This is a genomic window from Thalassomonas actiniarum (assembly GCF_000948975.2).
Taxonomy (GTDB): domain Bacteria; phylum Pseudomonadota; class Gammaproteobacteria; order Enterobacterales; family Alteromonadaceae; genus Thalassomonas; species Thalassomonas actiniarum.
Window position 1 is genome coordinate 4,598,862 of sequence record NZ_CP059735.1, and the last position, 17,881, is coordinate 4,616,742.

Consider the following 17,881-nt stretch of genomic DNA (forward strand, 5'->3'; position numbering starts at 1 on the left):
TTTCCAAATAAACAATTAGCAATCAAAAACTGATTACCAACCTGTCTTCTCTTTCAGTGCAACACCGATGTCAGCTAAAGAACGTACGGTTTTAACACCGGCCGCTTCTAAGGCTGCAAATTTCTCATCGGCTGTACCCTTACCACCGGCGATGATCGCGCCAGCATGGCCCATACGCTTACCAGCAGGTGCAGTAACACCGGCAATGTAAGATACAACAGGCTTAGATACGTTAGCTTTGATGTATTCAGCAGCTTCTTCTTCAGCAGTACCACCGATTTCACCGATCATTACGATGGCTTCGGTTTGCGGATCGTTTTCGAACATTTCTAAAACGTCGATGAAGTTAGTGCCTGGGATTGGGTCACCACCGATGCCAACACAAGTAGACTGACCGAAACCGGCGTCTGTAGTTTGCTTAACGGCTTCATAAGTCAAAGTACCTGAACGAGATACGATACCTACTTTACCTGGCTTGTGGATGTGACCTGGCATGATACCGATCTTAGTTTCGCCCGGAGTGATAACACCTGGGCAGTTAGGACCGATCATGCGAACACCAGTGTTGTTCAGCTTGTCTTTAACATCGATCATATCGATAGTCGGGATACCTTCGGTGATACAAACGATCAGCTCGATACCGGCGTCGATAGCTTCTAAGATAGCATCTTTACAGAACGGAGCAGGAACGTAGATAACAGTAGCAGTTGCGCCTGTAGTTTCTACCGCTTCACGTACTGTGTTGAATACCGGAAGACCAAGGTGCGTTTGACCGCCTTTACCCGGGCTTACGCCACCAACCATTTGCGTACCGTACTCAAGCGCTTGCTCTGAGTGGAAAGTACCTTGTCCGCCAGTGAAACCCTGACAGATAACTTTAGTATCTTTATTAATTAAAACAGACATTATTTGCCCTCCGCAGCTTTAACAACTTGCTGAGCTGCATCTGTTAATGATGTAGCGGCAATGATGTCCAGATCAGAATTCGCCAGAACTTCACGACCAAGTTCAGCGTTGGTACCTTCAAGACGTACAACTACAGGTACTTCAACACCAACTTCTTTAACCGCACCGATAATACCTTCGGCGATCATGTCACAACGTACTATACCACCGAATATGTTAACAAGAACGGCTTTAACATTGTCATCAGAAAGGATGATTTTGAATGCTTCGGCTACACGCTCTTTAGTCGCCCCGCCACCAACATCAAGGAAGTTAGCTGGCTTGCCGCCGTGTAAGTTAACGATATCCATGGTACCCATAGCAAGACCGGCACCGTTAACCATACAGCCAACGTTTCCGTCCAGAGCAACATAGTTCAGCTCCCACTGGGCTGCATGTGCTTCACGCTCGTCTTCTTGAGACGGATCGTGCATTTCACGGATTTTAGGCTGACGGTATAAAGCGTTGCCGTCTACACCGATTTTACCGTCAAGACAGTGGATGTTGCCTTCGTCGGTAATAACCAGTGGGTTGATTTCTAATAAAGCAAAATCGTGGTCTTGGAACATGTTGGCAAGGCCCATGAACACTTTCACGAATTGCTTCATTTGTGCAGGCGTTAAACCTAGTTTGAAACCAAGTTCACGCGCCTGGTAAGCTTGAGGGCCTACTAACGGATCGATTTCGGCTTTATGGATAAGCTCAGGTGTTTCTTCAGCAACCGTTTCAATTTCAACACCACCTTCGGTAGATGCCATGAAAACGATTTTTTGTGAAGCACGGTCAACAACAGCGCCAAGGTATAATTCGTTGGCGATGTCGGTGCAGCTTTCAACTAAGATTTTCGCTACCGGTTGGCCTTGCTCATCTGTTTGATAAGTAACCAGGTTTTTCCCTAACCAGTGCTGTGCGAATTCTTTAATTTCTTCTTTGCTTTTTACCAGCTTTACACCACCAGCCTTTCCGCGGCCACCGGCATGCACCTGACACTTAACAACCCACATATCGCCGCCAATTTTGTCGGCAGCTTCTGCAGCTTCCTGAGGGGTATCGCAAGCGAAACCTTCAGAAACGGGTAAACCATATTCAGCGAATAATTGTTTCGCTTGATACTCATGCAAATTCATGGTGTTTTATCCATTTATCTGTAAATGATAAAGGCAGCCCACCCCAAAGCAGACTGCCAGTGAAAAAGTAACGGGATTATAGTACGAAGGTCGGCACTTGCATAGCGATATCCGACCTGTCTATAAGCGTTAACCTTTTATTAAAATGCCCGCTATTAAAGTTCTAATAACAGACGTGTCGGATCTTCTAACAATTCTTTAATTGTAACCAAGAAACCAACAGATTCTTTACCGTCGATCAAACGGTGATCGTATGATAACGCCAGGTACATCATAGGCAGAATTTCTACCTTGCCGTTAACCGCCATAGGACGGTCCTGGATCTTATGCATACCTAAGATACCCGCTTGCGGCAGGTTCAAAATAGGCGTAGAGATCAAAGAGCCGAATACACCACCGTTGGTAATGGTGAAGTTACCACCCTGCATCTCGTCCATGGTCAGCTTGCCGTCACGGCCTTTGATGGCCAGGTCACGGATACCGTTTTCAATGCCCGCCATGCTCATTTGATCGGCGTCACGTAATACCGGCGTTACCAGACCACGTGGCGTAGATACCGCGATAGAGATATCGAAGAAGTTGTGATAAACAATATCATCACCGTCGATAGAGGCATTTACCGCAGGGTAGCGTTTTAATGCTTCGGTTACGGCTTTAACGTAGAAAGACATAAAACCTAAACGGGTATCATGGGTTTTTTCGAATAAGTCTTTGTATTGCTTACGAAGGTCCATGATAGGCTTCATGTTAACTTCGTTGAACGTGGTTAACATCGCAGTAGAGTTTTTCGCTTCCAATAAACGGGTAGCGATGGTTTTACGTAAACGTGTCATAGGTACACGTTTTTGGCTGCGCTCGCCTAAGTCCTGGGCAACCGGAGCAGCTTTTGCAGCAGGTGCAGGAGCGGCTTTAGCGGCAGTTTTGTTGGCAATGGCTGCTTCAACATCTTCTTTGCTGATGCGTCCGCCTTTGCCTGAACCTTTAACTTCGCTGGCTGAGATGCCTTTTTCCGTCATTAAACGACGTACCGACGGGCTGGCAAGCTCGTCGCTGCTGATCGCTTCTTCAGGAGAAGCAACGGCAGCTGCAGGCGCTGAAGCACCGGCATTTAACTGACCGATAACCTGGTCGCCTAATACGGTATCGCCTTCGGCGTGGATGATTTTACCAATCACACCGTTAGCCTGGGCTACAACTTCCAATACTACTTTATCGGTTTCGATATCAACCAGGTTTTGGTCAACAGTTACGGTATCGCCTTCGGCTACGTGCCAACCGGCAACGGTGGCGTCAGCAACAGATTCAGGCAGTACAGGTACTACGATATCAATTACCTTGCCAGCATCTGTGCTGGCAGCAGGTGCGGCAGCGGCGGCTGGTGCGGCTTCGGCGGCACCGCCTTCTTTAAATAAAGCCAGAACCTGCTCACCTAATACGGTAGCGCCTTCTTGCTCAGAAATTTCAGTGATCACGCCGTCGGCAGTCGCCGGCACTTCTAAAACTACTTTATCGGTTTCGATATCAACAAGTATTTGATCACGAGAAACTTTGTCACCAGCTTGCACGTGCCAGGTAGCGACAGTAGCATCTGCAACTGACTCAGGTAATACGGGAACCTTTATTTCGGTTGTCATCAATTTATTCCTTACTCACAAACTGGTCTATTCAACGGTCAGCGCTTCATTGACGAGCGCTTGTTGTTCTTTAACATGAACTGACATATAACCTACTGCCGGAGCGGCAGACGCCTTACGGCCGGTATAAGTCAAATAAGTACCTGCCGGGATAGCGGCTCTGAAATGGTGCTGTGAACAATACCAGGCACCTTGGTTCTGAGGCTCTTCCTGACACCAGACAAACTGCTTCACGTGCTGGTAATCTTCCAGTACTGCCTGAAGCTCTTTCTCCGGGAATGGGTATAATTGCTCGATACGGATAATGGCAACATTTTCCTGCTCATTTCTCCGGCGTTGCTCAAGCAATTCGTAATATACTTTACCGCTACAGAAAACGACTTTTTCTACCGCTTTCTTATCGATATCGTCGATTTCACCGATGACGTTATGGAAAACACCGGTAGACATTTCTTCCAGTGAAGAAACCGCCAGCGGGTGACGCAATAACGACTTAGGCGACATTACCACCAAAGGACGACGCATAGGACGTACTACCTGGCGGCGCAGCATATTAAATACCTGGGCCGGGGTAGAAGGAATACAGACCTGCATATTGTGATCGGCACAAAGTTGCAGATAACGCTCTAAACGTGCGGAGCTATGCTCAGGTCCCTGACCTTCATAGCCGTGCGGCAATAACATCGTCAGACCACATAAACGGCCCCACTTCTGCTCGCCCGAGCTGATAAACTGATCGAACACCACCTGGGCACAGTTGGCAAAATCACCAAATTGCGCTTCCCAAATGGTAAGGCCTGCAGGCTCAGCTGTGGTGTAACCGTATTCAAACGCCAACACGGAAACTTCTGAAAGTACCGAATCATGCACATCGAAAGGCCCCTGCCCTTCACGTACATGTTTAAGCGGCATATAGGCGCTACCGTCTTCCTGGTTATGCAATACCGCATGACGGTGGAAGAAGGTACCGCGACCGGCATCCTGACCGGTAATACGCACACGCTGGCCCATATCAACAATCGAGGCGTACGCCAGATTTTCCGCCATGCCCCAGTCGAGTAATTTCTCGCCTGAAGCCATTTTTTTGCGGTCGTCGTATAATTTTTTCACGCGCGAGTGTACCGGGTGATCTTCCGGCAATTTCGCGACTTTGGCCGCAAGCTCTTTCAGCTTGTCGATGGAGATTTCTTTCTCGTACTCATCATCCCAGTCATGACCTAAGAAAGGTGTCCAGTCAACGGAATGGGCCGTCATCGGACGCCATTGTTCAACGGTACACTGACCTTCATCAAGCAGCTTACGGTAGTAAGCAGTTAACTCATCGGCCTGGCCAGCTGTGATGCTGCCCTCACTGATCAGTTTATCGGCATAAAGCTGACGCGGGGTCGGATGCTTTTTGACGATTTTGTACATCAACGGCTGGGTGGCACTTGGCTCATCCGCTTCGTTGTGGCCGTGACGGCGGTAACACACTAAGTCGATAACAACATCACGTTTAAATTCGTTGCGGTAATCCAGGGCAATTTGTGTTGCCAGAACTACGGCTTCAGGATCGTCACCGTTGACGTGTAAAATAGGTGCCTGTACCATTTTCGCAATATCGGTACAGTATTCGCCTGAACGGGTATCCTGAGGATTTGAAGTGGTGAAACCAACCTGGTTATTAACCACGATACGGATAGTACCGCCGACCTTAAATGCACGCGCTTGTGACATATTAAAGGTTTCTTGTACCACACCCTGACCGGCAATCGCCGAGTCACCGTGAATGGTAATAGGCAGTACCAAATCACCCTGGTCGCAGTTACGGCGATCTAAACGGGCACGCACCGAACCGATAACCACAGGGTTGACGATTTCAAGGTGAGACGGGTTAAAGGCCAATGCCAGGTGAACATTGCCGCCCGGGGTAACAAAATCAGAAGAATAACCCTGGTGGTATTTCACATCGCCCGAGGTTAATACTTCATCATGCTTGCCGCCGAATTCATCGAATAATTTCGACGGGTTTTTACCCATGACGTTCACCAGGACATTTAAGCGTCCGCGGTGTGCCATGCCAATCACCACCTCTTTGGCGCCATGCGTACCGGCACGGGTGATCAGCTCTTTAAGCATAGGAATAAGGCTGTCGCCACCTTCTAAAGAGAAGCGTTTGGCGCCGGGGAATTTCGCCCCTAAATATTTTTCCAGACCGTCAGCAGAGATCAGGCCTTTAAGCACATCAAGCTTCTGCTCTTTAGATAAATTGGCACTGGACTGTACCGATTCCAAACGCTGCTGTAACCAGCGCTTTTCTTCGGTAGAGGTGATATGCATATACTCGGCGCCGATAGAACCACAATAGGTCTTTTTCAACGCTTTATGCAGGTCGCCCAACTTCATCGATTCCTGACCCGCAGCAAATGATCCGATATTAAAATCTTTATCGAAATCATTTTCCGAGAGGTCGTGGTGAGATAATTGCAGGTCGCGTACCTTATCACGTAGCCATAATCCCAGAGGATCCAGGTTAGCATTTTGATGACCGCGGAAGCGGAAGGCATTGATTAATTGCAATACCTTGACTTGCTTGGCATCAGCACCACTTGAGACAACCACCTGTCGGCTCGGTTGCTTCGCAAGCTCTCTGAACTCATCGCGGATAGCGGAGTGACGATATTCGACATCGGCACCTTCAATTTTCGGAAGTTCCTGGAAAATTTCGCGCCACTGCTCCGAGACAGATTGCGAGTTGTCCAGGTAAGATTCATATAGTTCTTCAATATAAGCCGTGTTGCCACCGCTTAAATGAGAAGACTCTAACCAAGCCTTCATTGTACCTTCTGGCATTGCCTGTTCCTTTACTGGGATAAAAGCAACAAAAAATAAATGTAACTGCTTTTTTTCGGTTTTTGTTATTAGAAAAGTTTCAACTCGATATCTCTAATGAAATTCTTTCTATCAACGCCAAAGAAAAAGAATAGTTACCCAATATAGCTAGAAAAACATTAATTACAGCAGTCCTCGTAGTTTAATAGTTCGGGGCAAACTTATTAAAATCTAAGTTCACCCCGACAATACTATTAAACAGATCTTGCTAATAACATTGATTTTATATGGCCAATGGCTTTGGTTGGGTTTAATCCCTTAGGACAAACATCAACACAGTTCATTATGCCGTGACAGCGAAATACGCTGTATGCATCCTGCAAATCATCCAACCTTTCTTCGGTGGCAGTATCACGGCTATCGATCAAGAAGCGATAAGCGTGTAATAAACCTGCCGGACCGATGAATTTATCCGGATTCCACCAAAATGAAGGACAAGACGTTGAGCAACATGCACATAAAATACATTCGTATAAACCGTCAAGCTTTTCACGGTCTTCAATCGACTGTAAATGTTCACGCGCCGGCTGTTCTTTGCCATCATTAATCAGATAAGGTCTGATTTTTTCATATTGATTATAAAACTGAGTCATATCAATAATCAAATCACGTACCACAGGTAAGCCCGGCAATGGACGTAATACTATGGTATTGGCCTTCACCGCCGATAATGGCGTGATACAGGCCAGGCCGTTTTTACCGTTCATGTTCAAACCGTCGGAGCCACAAACCCCTTCACGGCAGGAACGACGGAATGATAAGGTGGAGTCTTGCTCTTTTAATAAGATCAAGGCGTCAAGCACCATCATATCTGAGCCTTCAGGAAGGTCCAGCTCATACTCCTTCATATAAGGAGCATTATCAACATCTGGGTTGTAACGGTAAATCGAAAATTTTTGTTTCATCACGCTACTCCTTAATAAACACGCGCTTTCGGTGGGAAAGCATCACGGTGAATTGGCGTCATATTAACTGAGCGTTTCGACATTTCTTCAGTTTCCGGGGTATAAATCGAATGACACAACCAGTTTTCATCATCACGTTCAGTGAAATCCTGACGGGCATGGGCGCCACGGCTTTCGGTACGGAAGTTTGCCGCTTTAGCAGAACAGAAAGCAGTTTCCATCAGGTTATCCAGTTCCAGACACTCGATGCGCTGGGTATTGAACTCGCTGGACTTGTCGTCTAAACGTGCGTGTTGTAAGCGTTCACGGATTTCCGTCAACTCTTTCATGCCCTGCGCCATGGCTTCACCTTCACGGAATACCGAGAAGTTCAGCTGCATGCATTGTTGCAGGTCTTTACGGATTTGTACCGGATCTTCACCTTTCTCTGAGTTCTCCCAGCGGTTAGTACGCGCTAAGCTCGCTTCTAAATCAGAGGCAGACGCTTCTTTACCAAATTCAGTGTCGTTCAGGTACGTACCTAAGAACTGACCGGCAGCGCGGCCAAAGACCACTAAGTCAAGTAAGGAGTTACCGCCTAAGCGGTTGGCGCCGTGTACAGATACACAGGCAATTTCACCGACGGCAAATAAACCTTCAACAACTTTTTCTTCACCGTCAGCGCCAACATGGATCGCCTGACCGTTAACATTGGTGGGCACACCCCCCATCTGGTAATGACAGGTAGGAATAACCGGGATAGGCTCTTCCGCAGGATCTACGTGGGCAAAGGTCTTAGATAAGTCACAAACGCCTGGTAAACGTTGGTTTAACGTTTCACGACCTAAGTGATCCAGTTTCAATTTGATATGAGGACCCCAAGGACCGTCACAACCACGACCTTCACGGATTTCCGTCATCATAGAACGGGCAACAACGTCACGACCGGCCAAATCTTTGGCATTCGGCGCATAACGCTCCATAAAGCGCTCGCCGTCTTTATTGAGTAAGTAACCACCTTCACCACGGCAACCTTCGGTCACCAGTACACCGGCTCCGGCGATACCCGTCGGGTGGAACTGCCACATTTCCATGTCCTGCATTTGCACGCCGGCACGCAGTGACATACCAACACCGTCACCGGTATTGATGTGGGCATTGGTAGTAGAAGCGAAAATACGACCTGCACCACCGGTAGCTAATACCGTGGCACGGGCTTTAAAGTAAACCACTTCACCGGTTTCCATGCAGATAGCGGTAGTACCGACGATGGCGCCGTCACTGTTCTTCACTAAATCCAGGGCATACCATTCGCTGAAAACGTTGGTTTTGTTTTTAACATTTTGCTGGTACAAGCAATGCAACAAGGCATGGCCGGTACGGTCGGCCGCGGCTGCGGTACGGGCCGCCTGCTCACCACCGAAGTTTTTAGACTGACCACCGAAAGGACGTTGGTACACTTTACCGTTTTCAAAACGAGAAAAAGGTAAGCCCATGTTTTCTAATTCAATAATAGCTTCAGGGCCGGTTTTACACATGTATTCGATTGCGTCCTGGTCACCGATGTAATCGGAACCTTTAACGGTGTCGTACATATGCTGTTCCCAGTGATCTTCATGGGCGTTACCTAACGCAACCGTGATACCACCCTGGGCAGATACCGTATGAGAACGGGTTGGAAATACTTTTGAGATCAGGGCACAAGACTGGCCTGATTCAGAAATTGCTAAAGCAGCGCGCATACCCGCACCACCTGCGCCAATGACAATGGCGTCAAACTCACGAACTGGAACGTTCACTTACACACCCCACACAGTTAAGAAGCCTGCTGCGAAATAAACCAGCAAGGTAACAGTAAAGATAAATTGCAAAGCACCGCGTAAAAACGCGCCTTTAATATAATCCGACAATACCTGCCAGGTACCGATCCAGGCATGGACCAGTACCGCGATAATGGCCAATAAGGTAAATACCTTCATGGCAAGACTGGAGAATAAACCGTGCCAGATTTCAAAGGTGACTTGTGGAGTAATAACGAAAAATCCCGCCATAAACAGGACATAACAAGCCAGAATTAACGCACTGGCTCTTAATAAAATAAAATCATGTACGCCACTGCGGCCTACTGTTGCGGCATTATTTACCATAACCAAACTCCTACAACTGCGGTAAGCACCAGCCAAAGCGCAATAACAAATTTTGCAGTGGCATTACCGGAAGCTAATTCTTCAAAATGACCTAAATCCATAAATAAATGGCGCACACCCGCTAATAAATGATAAATCAGCGCGGCACAGATGCCTAAAATGATAAATTTAAAGAAAAAGCCATCAAGCAGGGATTTGATTTGCGCAAAACCTTCTGCAGACGATAAGGAGGTAGAAAGGGTCCACAATAAAATACCAATAGCAAAAACCATAATCACACCGGAGATACGGTGCAATATAGAGGCATGAGCTGCTGAATGCATCTTTATTGTAGTTAGATCAAGGTTTACAGGACGTTGTTTTTTCACGATTGTTGCCTAAAGAGCTCTTAGAGCCTTCAACTTTTTTTATATAACCTGAATTACCCGCTAAAAATGAGCAATTCCCAAAGCGATCATCTGCATATATTTTCGTAAAATTGCATACAATTTTTCACAAAATAGTCGCAGAGCAGCTAGATTATATAGTTGATATGAACGAATTACAATTTTCGTTCCATTTTAAAGGCTTGCGATTAAAAAATAATCAACAAAAGTGTTTTTTTTTGATATAGAATTAATCAAACACACATTTGAATTGACTTTACGGGGGCAGTTTGAAGTAGAATACCCGCAGTTTTATATTCATAAAAACTGATTACATTTTCATAATAATCAGAAAACCAATTGATAGGGGATAAACATATGGCTGATTCAAAGGCCTCTCTAAGTATTGACGGTAAAGTAGTTGCGGAATTACCTATTCTGTCCGGAACCGCAGGTAACGACGTGATCGATATCCGAACTTTGGGTAATTATGGCTATTTCACCTATGACCCTGGCTTTTTAGCAACGGCATCATGTGAATCTGCGATTACTTATATTGATGGCGGTAAAGGTATATTACAGCACAGGGGCTACCCAATCGACAGCCTGGCCAAACAGGCAGATTACCTGGAAGTCTGCTATATCCTGCTAAACGGTGCGGCACCGACCAAATCTCAGTACGACGAATTCAAAAATACCATCACCAACCATACTATGGTGCACGAGAAGTTAGCACACTTCTTCCAGGGCTTCTTACCTGATGCCCACCCAATGGCCATGGTATGTGGTGTTGTTGGCGCCTTATCATCTTTCTACCACAGTGATTTAGATATCGATGATAAAGACCAGCGTACCCGTAGCGCCCATCGCTTAATCGCAAAAATGCCTACTATTGCTGCCATGGCATACAAATACAGCATCGGCCAGCCTTTCGTTTACCCAAGAAACGATATGTCCTATGCAGAAAACTTCCTGCATATGATGTTCTCGGTACCGGCTGAAGAATATAAAGTAAGCCCGACCATCGCTAAAGCCATGGACCGCATCTTCACTTTACATGCCGATCATGAGCAAAATGCTTCTACTTCAACAGTACGTTTAGCCGGTTCATCAGGTGCCAACCCATATGCCTGTATCGCTGCCGGTGTTGCTTCTTTATGGGGCCCTGCCCACGGCGGCGCCAACGAAGCTTGTTTGAACATGCTTGAAGAAATCGGTTCTTTGGAGAACATTCCTAAGTATGTTGCCAAAGCAAAAGATAAAGCCGATCCGTTCCGCCTGATGGGCTTCGGTCACCGCGTATACAAAAACTTCGACCCGCGCGCCACGGTAATGCGTGAAACCTGTCACGAAGTATTAAAAGAGCTGAACATCAAAGATCCGCTGCTTGATGTTGCCATGGAGCTTGAGCGTATCGCCCTTGAAGACGAATACTTTGTTTCCAAGAAGCTTTACCCGAACGTAGATTTCTACTCAGGCATCATCTTAAAAGCCATCGGTATTCCTACCAGCATGTTCACGGTAATTTTTGCCATGTCACGCACCGTTGGCTGGATCTCTCACTGGGATGAGATGTTAAGCCAGCCAGGTCAGAAGATCGGTCGTCCTCGCCAGAAGTACACTGGTGAGCTGGATCGTGAATTCACCCCGTTGCATGACAGATAAGCCGAGCTTATAAGTTCATCAAAAAGGCAGTTTTTACTGCCTTTTTTCTTGTCCGAAATTTAGTGACGATCTGTGTTTACCTCAGGGGTAATCGAAAAATTAGTGCAAATTGGTAAATTTTTGTCGGTAGTCCTTCGGGGTTAAACCGGTAAAACGTTTGAATAACTGGCGAAAGCTGCTGATATCCTCATAACCCACCGACCAGATAATGTTATTGATACTGTCGGTGGTTTTTTCCAGCTTGCCCTTGGCCAGCTCCACCCGAATACGCTGTAAATAGGTAATGGGGTTTTCCCCTGTCGCCAGCTTAAAACGGCGCTTAAAGGTTCTCGACCCCAGACCCACCTGCTCGGCCAGCGCATCCATGCTGATCTCTTTCTTATAATTGCGCTCCAGCCATTCCTGCGCCGTTAAAATCGCCTGGTCTTCATGGCTTTTCTGCGCCTTAAAAGAGCCGTAAGGGGACTGTTTTTGCCTGACCGGATCAAATACCATCAACTTGGCGCAATCGGAGGCACTGTCCTTATCCAGCAGTTTTTCCACCAGATAAAGGGCTAAGTCCATATAAGAAGTAGAACCGCCGGCGCAAATGACATCGCCGTTATCAATCAGCAACTCTTCACAGTCAAGACGGATAAAGGGAAACACCTTACGAAACAGCTCGGCGCTGCGCCAATGTGTGGTGGCGGTTTTTCCTGCCAGCATACCGATAGACGCTAATAGAAAACTACCGGTACAACTACTGGCGATCAGGGTTCCCTGCGACTGACAGGTTTGCAACCAGTGCTTGATTTTTGCTTTATGGCTCAATTCAATATCATGGCCACAGCAACCCACCACAACCTGTACCGACGCCGTGGCAATGATCACATCCGGTATCTCCATAGCAGCCAAGGTCGCGGTAGGCCTGATTTCTATACCGTTATAGCCGGTTACCGGCTTATCGTCGATAGTGACTATCTGACAGTCAATCGCCTCCCTTTTATCCAGGCCATAGCGTTTATTTTGACAATAATTAGCCGCCGAAAACACATCCAGCATGCCGTAAACGCCGGACACCATACAATGCTCACTGGCTAAAATTGCAACCTTCATGCTCCTGTCTCTCCTATGACATAAAACTGTCATTTTTGCCACTTACTATGGCAAATATGCCACCTCTTTTCTTTATTGGCAAGGAGTATTATTTACTCACTGAAACAAATAGGAGCCAAACCATGAAATATGTCGCCCTGTTACTGCATGTCGTCTTTCGCTTTACCCTGATTGCCACCCTGGCGTTGATTGCCCTGGTGCCCCTGGTTTATGAAATCTCGGTATTAACAGCCTTTGTCTATATGCCCTTGCTGCTCATTGCCATTGCCGTACTTAACCTGGCAACAGATCACTTGTTGCTGAAAATGGTGCAAACATCTGCTGCCGTTAAAACCAGGCGTTATGGACATTTTTTCGGCAGGTACTGCATTTTCTGCTCCTGACATTAGCATAAGGGGACTAAGTTACGGCTAGATGATACTGAAAAAGAAGCTGGGCTTGTCGGTTGAGCCTGATATAATGCGCGCAATTTTTTGCTGCTATTTATAATTACATTATGTCCGACTATCAACTCAGGTTCGGCGGCATCGGCCGCCTCTATGGCAATCAAGGCGCCGCTAGATTGCAACAAGCGCACTTTTGCGTGATAGGCATCGGCGGTGTCGGCTCCTGGGTGGCAGAAGCCCTGGCCAGAAACGGCATCGGCGCCATCACCCTGATTGACCTTGATGATATTTGTACCACTAATATTAACCGGCAAATCCATGCGTTAACGGACACGGTCGGACAAAGCAAAGTCGAAATCATGGCGGATCGCATCAGGCAAATAAACCCCGACTGCCAGGTGCATGAAGTGGAAGACTTTGTCACCCATGAAAATCTGGCTGCGCTTTTAAACCAGGGGTTTGATTATGTCATTGATGCCATAGACTCGGTCAAAGTCAAATCGGCCATTATCGCCCATTGCAAGCGTCATAAATTGCCGGTGATCACGGTGGGCGGCGCCGGCGGACAAACCGACCCGAGCCAGATCCAAATTTGCGATTTAAGCCAGACTTATCAGGATCCGCTGCTGGCCAAGGTACGTAACCAGCTGCGCCGGGAGTACAACTTTTCCCGCAATACCAAGCGGAAATTTTCCATCGATGCCATTTTCTCCACCGAGCAGCTGGTATACCCGGATAGCAATGGCGAAGTCTGCCACGCCAAACAGACCCAGGATGGAGCCATGCGCCTCGACTGCAGCGGCGGCTTTGGCGCGGCAACCCATGTCACCGCTACTTTTGCCTTTTTTGCCGTCGGCCGGGCGATTAAAAAGTTTCTCAATAAAAAACCGAAATAATCTCTGCTCTGCCCTTTCGGCGGGTAGATAACCGCTAAAGCGCGGTAAACAATTAACGATAGAGCAAAGGCAAGCTAATCCTGGCTTGCCAATTGTTTGATTTTTTTCACAATAGCCTGAACGCCATTGCCCCGTGAAGGGCTTAAATGCTGTAACAGGCCCAGCTGCTCAAAATAGCCCTGGATATCAAAAGCGGCGATTTCTGCCGCGGTTTTATGATTAAACGCCGCTAACACGATAACCAGCAAGCCCCGTATCACCTTGGCATCGCTGTCGGCTTTGAAATGATATCTTGCTTCGCCGTCCCGGCGATAGTTTAGCCAGGCCAGGCTCTCGCAACCGGCGATCAGGGTTTGCTCATTGCGCTCGGCCTTATCCATCCGCTCCAGGGTTTTACCCAATAACATAATTTCCCGGTGACGGCTGTCCCAACCTTTGATGGCGGCAAACTTTGCCAGCATAATTTTGCTTTCATCAGCTTGTCCTTCAGCCTTTTCCTCAGTCAGGGCCCCGACTGACGCTACTTTATGCTCCCCCCCCGGTTCTTCCCCCCGGACAATCGCCGTTAAGACCTCAATAACCTCATCAATTTCAGCAAAGGTATTATAGGGAGCCAGTGACAGACGCAAACAGCCGCTGAGTTTTAAATATTCCATTAACGGCATGGCGCAGTGATGGCCGCTTCTAATGGCTATCCCCCGGCTGTCTAAGGCGGTGGCAATATCGTGATTATGGTGTCCCCTCAGGGTAAAGGAAAAAACAGGAATATCCGGTGCTTCGCTGACGATAAAACGTATCCCGTGAATATTTTGCAGCTTGTGCATCATATAAGTTATCTGCTTTTGCTCATAATCACGAAATGCCTGTCCCTGGTGTGTCCTTAAGAACCGCACCGCTTGTGCAAAAGCCACTACCCCGGCAATATTCGGGGTACCGGCTTCAAACTTAAACGGCAGCTCGTTAAAGCTGGTACCGGCAAAGCTGACGGTTTGGATCATCTCCCCGCCTCCCTGATAAGGCGGCATTTGCTCTAACAAGGCCAAACGTCCGTATAATACCCCGACACCGGTAGGGCCAAACATTTTATGGGCCGAGAACAGGTAAAAGTCACAGTCCAGGGCCTGTACATCAACGCTTAAGTGCGCTATTGCCTGGGCGCCGTCTATCACGGTGATGGCCCCCACGGCTTTCGCCCGGGCGATGATTTTTTCCAACGGGTTAATACGGCCAATCACATTGGAGATATGTGCACACGCCACTACTTTAGTCCGGGCAGTGATCACTTCAGCCAGTTTGCTTTCATCCAGGGTACCGTTATTGCTTAACGGCAATATTTTAATCACGGCGCCTGTTTTTTCCGCCACCAGCTGCCAGGGCACAATATTGGCGTGGTGTTCACTGTAACTGAGGACAATTTCATCGCCTGCCTTTAACTGGCTTTCCCCCCAGCTACCAGCAATTAAGTTAATGCCCTCGGTAGTGCCTTTGGTCCAGATAATTTCTTTACTGCTGGCGGCATTAATAAAAGTTCTTACCGCCTCCCTGGCTTCTTCAAAAGCCCGGGTTGCCCGGGCGCTTAGCACATGCGAGGCCCGATGAACATTGGCATTACTCGCCTTATAATAATCCTGGTAGGCATCAAGCACACATTGCGGCTTTTGCGTAGTGGCGCCATTATCAAAATAAATTAACGGCTTTTCATTAACGTGTTTTTGTAAAAGAGGAAACTGTTGGCGAAACTTCAGCGGATCAAAGCAGGACATGAATCACGAAAAATTAATAAAATAAAATTGCTGCCATTATACCCCAGATTTCCCTGGTAATTTACCCTTGCCCGGGATAATTCACACAAAAATAAGCTAGGCCTTTTGACTTTCATCAGCTATACCTAATAACACGTTCATTAAGAGGGAACTTATTATTGGCTAGATAAAGGGGGTGAGAGATGGTCTTATTTTCATGGTTTCTTCATACCAAAAAATCATTCAACGACATTCAAGCACAAGAACATTTAAAAACAGACAAACAGCAAGATTTAATTTACGCCCAACAAGCCATGTGGCCTATCGCTAAACCCAGAGAGCAAATTATTCCCCTGAGCCCAGACATCATCCCGGTCAAAAGCCGCAGGCATAAAAAGCTTACTGCCAGACAGGTAAAATATAAGCAAGTGTGCAAGTGATAATTTACTGAATTCCAACTAAATTCAACGCCAACTACACGCAGCTAAGGTTGCCTTTCCCGGCAACAGCGGTGCAGGAAAAATTAAAAATCACCCATTATAATCTTCGCTTTTCTTACGGGTGAGCTTTCCCATAAAGCAGCTTGACCAAGCCAAAATTTTGCCAGCTTTAGTTCGCCACGGTGAAAAAGCGCCAGGGCAATATTATAGTGAAAACTGGGCATAAGAAAGGCGCCGGGCTCGGCAGATAAGCGCGTGAGATATGCACCCGGAAAGCCTTCTTCGTAATAGGCCAGCTTAGTTCGCTTTGATAAAGGTTTAAAGGCCTGTGGTTTTTGCCGGTCACAGCTCGCTGCCGGAAACACCCCTACCCTTTTGGCATATTCATCCGGGGTTCCCAGCTGCCAGCCATTGGCTTGCGCCTGAAAAATAGGAGTATCCTCCCTGATTTGTGCCGCCCAGGGCAATTGTTTTAATACCTGAGCGCGAAGCACTTTGCGTTTTCCCCGATAATGCTCCGCTAAGACCACCAGGTTATGGGCAAAGGGGGATTGTTGCACTTCGCTGCAGCGGTTATGATGGACAGGTAAAGGATATTCGTCCACAAAACCCAACAGATGACTCAGCTCATGGGTAAAAACATCCAGGTTATCCTGCCTGTCGATATAAAGGATACCTAAGTGGACATTGGCCCCTCCTTGAGGCAAGAGCACCCCGACAAAACGGCTATTGATGGTAACGGCATCATGCAGCCATAATTCTTCCCGGCACTTGATCGCCCGGCGCTTTTTCACCTGGTACTGACTTTCACTGACCTCGCTTTCCCTGCAAGCCAAAGCATCAATTGGGCGGTAACGCACCGGGGAAAAACAGATAAAAGGCGCCAGGGGGCCGGATTCAACGCCATCAATTAACTGCTCCAGGTAATGCAAATGCTCAAGGCGGGTAGCAAATAGCTGGATACTGGCGGCGCAGGAAGGCGCAGCAGGTTTGTTTGTTGCGTGGGGATCCGCCATAGCATAAAGGAGCGCTTGCCTGTTCTCCCCGGGTATTGCTGCAAATATCTGAAAGCGGTGCATATCAGCAATTAATTCCCGTCCTGTTGTGCTCAGCTCCAGCAGGGGTAACTGCTTGTCAATATAAGCCCTATCCCCCAAGGCGATGGCGGCCAGTACCGCCAGCTTAACTAAAGCGTGCTCCGAAGCCGCACTATTGGCGCTAAAGGAGGTCACATCCAGGTGCTCATCGGCAATCTCTTGTGCCAGCAGCAGCTGGTTATTATCAAAATACAGTTGCGCCAAACCCAGTCGGGCTGCTGGCGAAGAGAGCTTGATCCCCTGGCGATACCAAAATTTTGCCTGGCGCAGGTGCTTTTGCTCTGCTCCCCCCTGCCGTACTTGTGCCGGCTCTTGTTTCAGGTAATAACGCGCCAGCTCAACGGCAGCGCTACCCCGGGTCTTTGCCAGCTTTTCATTTAGCCTTAACCAGGCCTTTGAGCCATAACGTGCCTGTTTTAATTTAAGCTGCCATGCAGCAGGCAGCTCAGCCTGAGCGGCAAAATCGAGTTGCTTCCGGCTGTATTCTCCTTCAAGCAGCAGGTTGCTCAAATAAGACGGCAAAAAAAATGAGCTTGACGGTACCAGTACCAGCAAGCTCATGATAAGCAATAATCTCACGTATTTAC

15 protein-coding genes are annotated in these 17,881 nt (G+C 47.5%); 4 read left to right on the top strand and 11 right to left on the bottom strand.

The annotated features are described in order from the left end of the window. Positions 1–33: 33 nt before the first annotated feature. From sucD to sdhC, 8 genes are all read right to left on the bottom strand, one after another. A complete protein-coding gene (sucD, locus tag SG35_RS20005; protein WP_044835113.1) occupies positions 34–906 on the bottom strand; it encodes a succinate--CoA ligase subunit alpha in 873 nt (290 codons plus the stop codon). After that, a complete protein-coding gene (gene sucC, locus SG35_RS20010; RefSeq protein WP_044835112.1) occupies positions 906–2,072 on the bottom strand; it encodes an ADP-forming succinate--CoA ligase subunit beta in 1,167 nt (388 codons plus the stop codon). Before sucC ends, sucD begins: the two co-directional genes overlap by 1 nt. A 155-nt stretch (positions 2,073–2,227) precedes the next feature. Continuing rightward, positions 2,228–3,706 (bottom strand): 2-oxoglutarate dehydrogenase complex dihydrolipoyllysine-residue succinyltransferase, encoded by a 1,479-nt coding sequence (gene odhB, locus SG35_RS20015; RefSeq protein ID WP_044835111.1) that lies wholly within the window; start codon positions 3,704–3,706, stop codon positions 2,228–2,230. 27 nt (positions 3,707–3,733) lie between these two features. Next, entirely contained in the window at positions 3,734–6,538 is a 2,805-nt protein-coding gene (locus tag SG35_RS20020) for a 2-oxoglutarate dehydrogenase E1 component (protein ID WP_044835110.1), read from the bottom strand. Positions 6,539–6,771: 233 nt separating this feature from the next. After that, the gene (locus tag SG35_RS20025; protein WP_044835109.1) at positions 6,772–7,482 is read right to left on the bottom strand and encodes a succinate dehydrogenase iron-sulfur subunit; all 711 of its coding nucleotides are present in this window, start codon (positions 7,480–7,482) and stop codon (positions 6,772–6,774) included. An 11-nt stretch (positions 7,483–7,493) separates the two neighbouring features. Then, entirely contained in the window at positions 7,494–9,260 is a 1,767-nt protein-coding gene (gene sdhA, locus SG35_RS20030; protein WP_044835108.1) for a succinate dehydrogenase flavoprotein subunit, read from the bottom strand. Then, positions 9,261–9,608, bottom strand: a complete 348-nt coding sequence (sdhD, locus tag SG35_RS20035; RefSeq protein WP_044835107.1) for a succinate dehydrogenase, hydrophobic membrane anchor protein — start codon at positions 9,606–9,608, stop codon at positions 9,261–9,263. Continuing rightward, the gene (gene sdhC, locus SG35_RS20040; RefSeq protein ID WP_044835106.1) at positions 9,602–9,976 is read right to left on the bottom strand and encodes a succinate dehydrogenase, cytochrome b556 subunit; all 375 of its coding nucleotides are present in this window, start codon (positions 9,974–9,976) and stop codon (positions 9,602–9,604) included. Before sdhC ends, sdhD begins: the two co-directional genes overlap by 7 nt. Before the next feature lie 375 nt (positions 9,977–10,351). Here sdhC and SG35_RS20045 point away from each other — a divergent pair, with 375 nt between their 5' ends. Next, positions 10,352–11,638, top strand: coding sequence for a citrate synthase (locus SG35_RS20045; RefSeq protein WP_044835105.1), 1,287 nt, complete (start codon positions 10,352–10,354; stop codon positions 11,636–11,638). A 99-nt stretch (positions 11,639–11,737) separates the two neighbouring features. Here SG35_RS20045 and SG35_RS20050 read toward each other — a convergent pair whose 3' ends face one another. Beyond that, positions 11,738–12,733, bottom strand: coding sequence for a GlxA family transcriptional regulator (locus tag SG35_RS20050; RefSeq protein WP_044835104.1), 996 nt, complete (start codon positions 12,731–12,733; stop codon positions 11,738–11,740). Between the two features lie 122 nt (positions 12,734–12,855). On the opposite strand from SG35_RS20050, the gene SG35_RS20055 reads away from it, so the two are divergent. Both SG35_RS20055 and tcdA read left to right on the top strand, forming a co-directional pair. Then, complete coding sequence (locus tag SG35_RS20055; RefSeq protein ID WP_044835103.1) at positions 12,856–13,116, top strand: hypothetical protein; 261 nt, start codon at positions 12,856–12,858, stop codon at positions 13,114–13,116. 113 nt (positions 13,117–13,229) lie between these two features. Beyond that, the gene (tcdA, locus tag SG35_RS20060) at positions 13,230–14,015 is read left to right on the top strand and encodes a tRNA cyclic N6-threonylcarbamoyladenosine(37) synthase TcdA (RefSeq protein WP_044835102.1); all 786 of its coding nucleotides are present in this window, start codon (positions 13,230–13,232) and stop codon (positions 14,013–14,015) included. Positions 14,016–14,089: 74 nt separating this feature from the next. On the opposite strand, the gene SG35_RS20065 is transcribed toward tcdA, so the two are convergent. Then, complete coding sequence (locus tag SG35_RS20065; RefSeq protein WP_044835101.1) at positions 14,090–15,778, bottom strand: SufS family cysteine desulfurase; 1,689 nt, start codon at positions 15,776–15,778, stop codon at positions 14,090–14,092. 182 nt (positions 15,779–15,960) lie between these two features. On the opposite strand from SG35_RS20065, the gene SG35_RS20070 reads away from it, so the two are divergent. Then, a complete protein-coding gene (locus tag SG35_RS20070; RefSeq protein WP_044835100.1) occupies positions 15,961–16,197 on the top strand; it encodes a hypothetical protein in 237 nt (78 codons plus the stop codon). Between the two features lie 83 nt (positions 16,198–16,280). Here the strand turns inward: SG35_RS20070 and SG35_RS20075 are convergent, their stop codons facing one another. Then, the gene (locus SG35_RS20075) at positions 16,281–17,873 is read right to left on the bottom strand and encodes a hypothetical protein (RefSeq protein ID WP_152646769.1); all 1,593 of its coding nucleotides are present in this window, start codon (positions 17,871–17,873) and stop codon (positions 16,281–16,283) included. Between the last annotated feature and the right edge of the window lie 8 nt (positions 17,874–17,881).

Bases quoted from the DNA above. Each gene is read 5' to 3' on its own strand.
- SG35_RS20065 (WP_044835101.1), bottom strand. From the start codon at position 15,778: ATGTCCTGCTTTGATCCGCTGAAGTTTCGCCAACAGTTTCCTCTTTTA.
- SG35_RS20070 (WP_044835100.1), top strand. From the start codon at position 15,961: ATGGTCTTATTTTCATGGTTTCTTCATACCAAAAAATCATTCAACGAC.
- SG35_RS20025 (WP_044835109.1), bottom strand. From the start codon at position 7,482: ATGAAACAAAAATTTTCGATTTACCGTTACAACCCAGATGTTGATAAT.
- SG35_RS20050 (WP_044835104.1), bottom strand. From the start codon at position 12,733: ATGAAGGTTGCAATTTTAGCCAGTGAGCATTGTATGGTGTCCGGCGTT.
- sucC (WP_044835112.1), bottom strand. From the start codon at position 2,072: ATGAATTTGCATGAGTATCAAGCGAAACAATTATTCGCTGAATATGGT.
- sdhD (WP_044835107.1), bottom strand. From the start codon at position 9,608: ATGGTAAATAATGCCGCAACAGTAGGCCGCAGTGGCGTACATGATTTT.
- tcdA (WP_044835102.1), top strand. From the start codon at position 13,230: ATGTCCGACTATCAACTCAGGTTCGGCGGCATCGGCCGCCTCTATGGC.
- odhB (WP_044835111.1), bottom strand. From the start codon at position 3,706: ATGACAACCGAAATAAAGGTTCCCGTATTACCTGAGTCAGTTGCAGAT.
- sucD (WP_044835113.1), bottom strand. From the start codon at position 906: ATGTCTGTTTTAATTAATAAAGATACTAAAGTTATCTGTCAGGGTTTC.
- SG35_RS20055 (WP_044835103.1), top strand. From the start codon at position 12,856: ATGAAATATGTCGCCCTGTTACTGCATGTCGTCTTTCGCTTTACCCTG.
- SG35_RS20020 (WP_044835110.1), bottom strand. From the start codon at position 6,538: ATGCCAGAAGGTACAATGAAGGCTTGGTTAGAGTCTTCTCATTTAAGC.
- SG35_RS20045 (WP_044835105.1), top strand. From the start codon at position 10,352: ATGGCTGATTCAAAGGCCTCTCTAAGTATTGACGGTAAAGTAGTTGCG.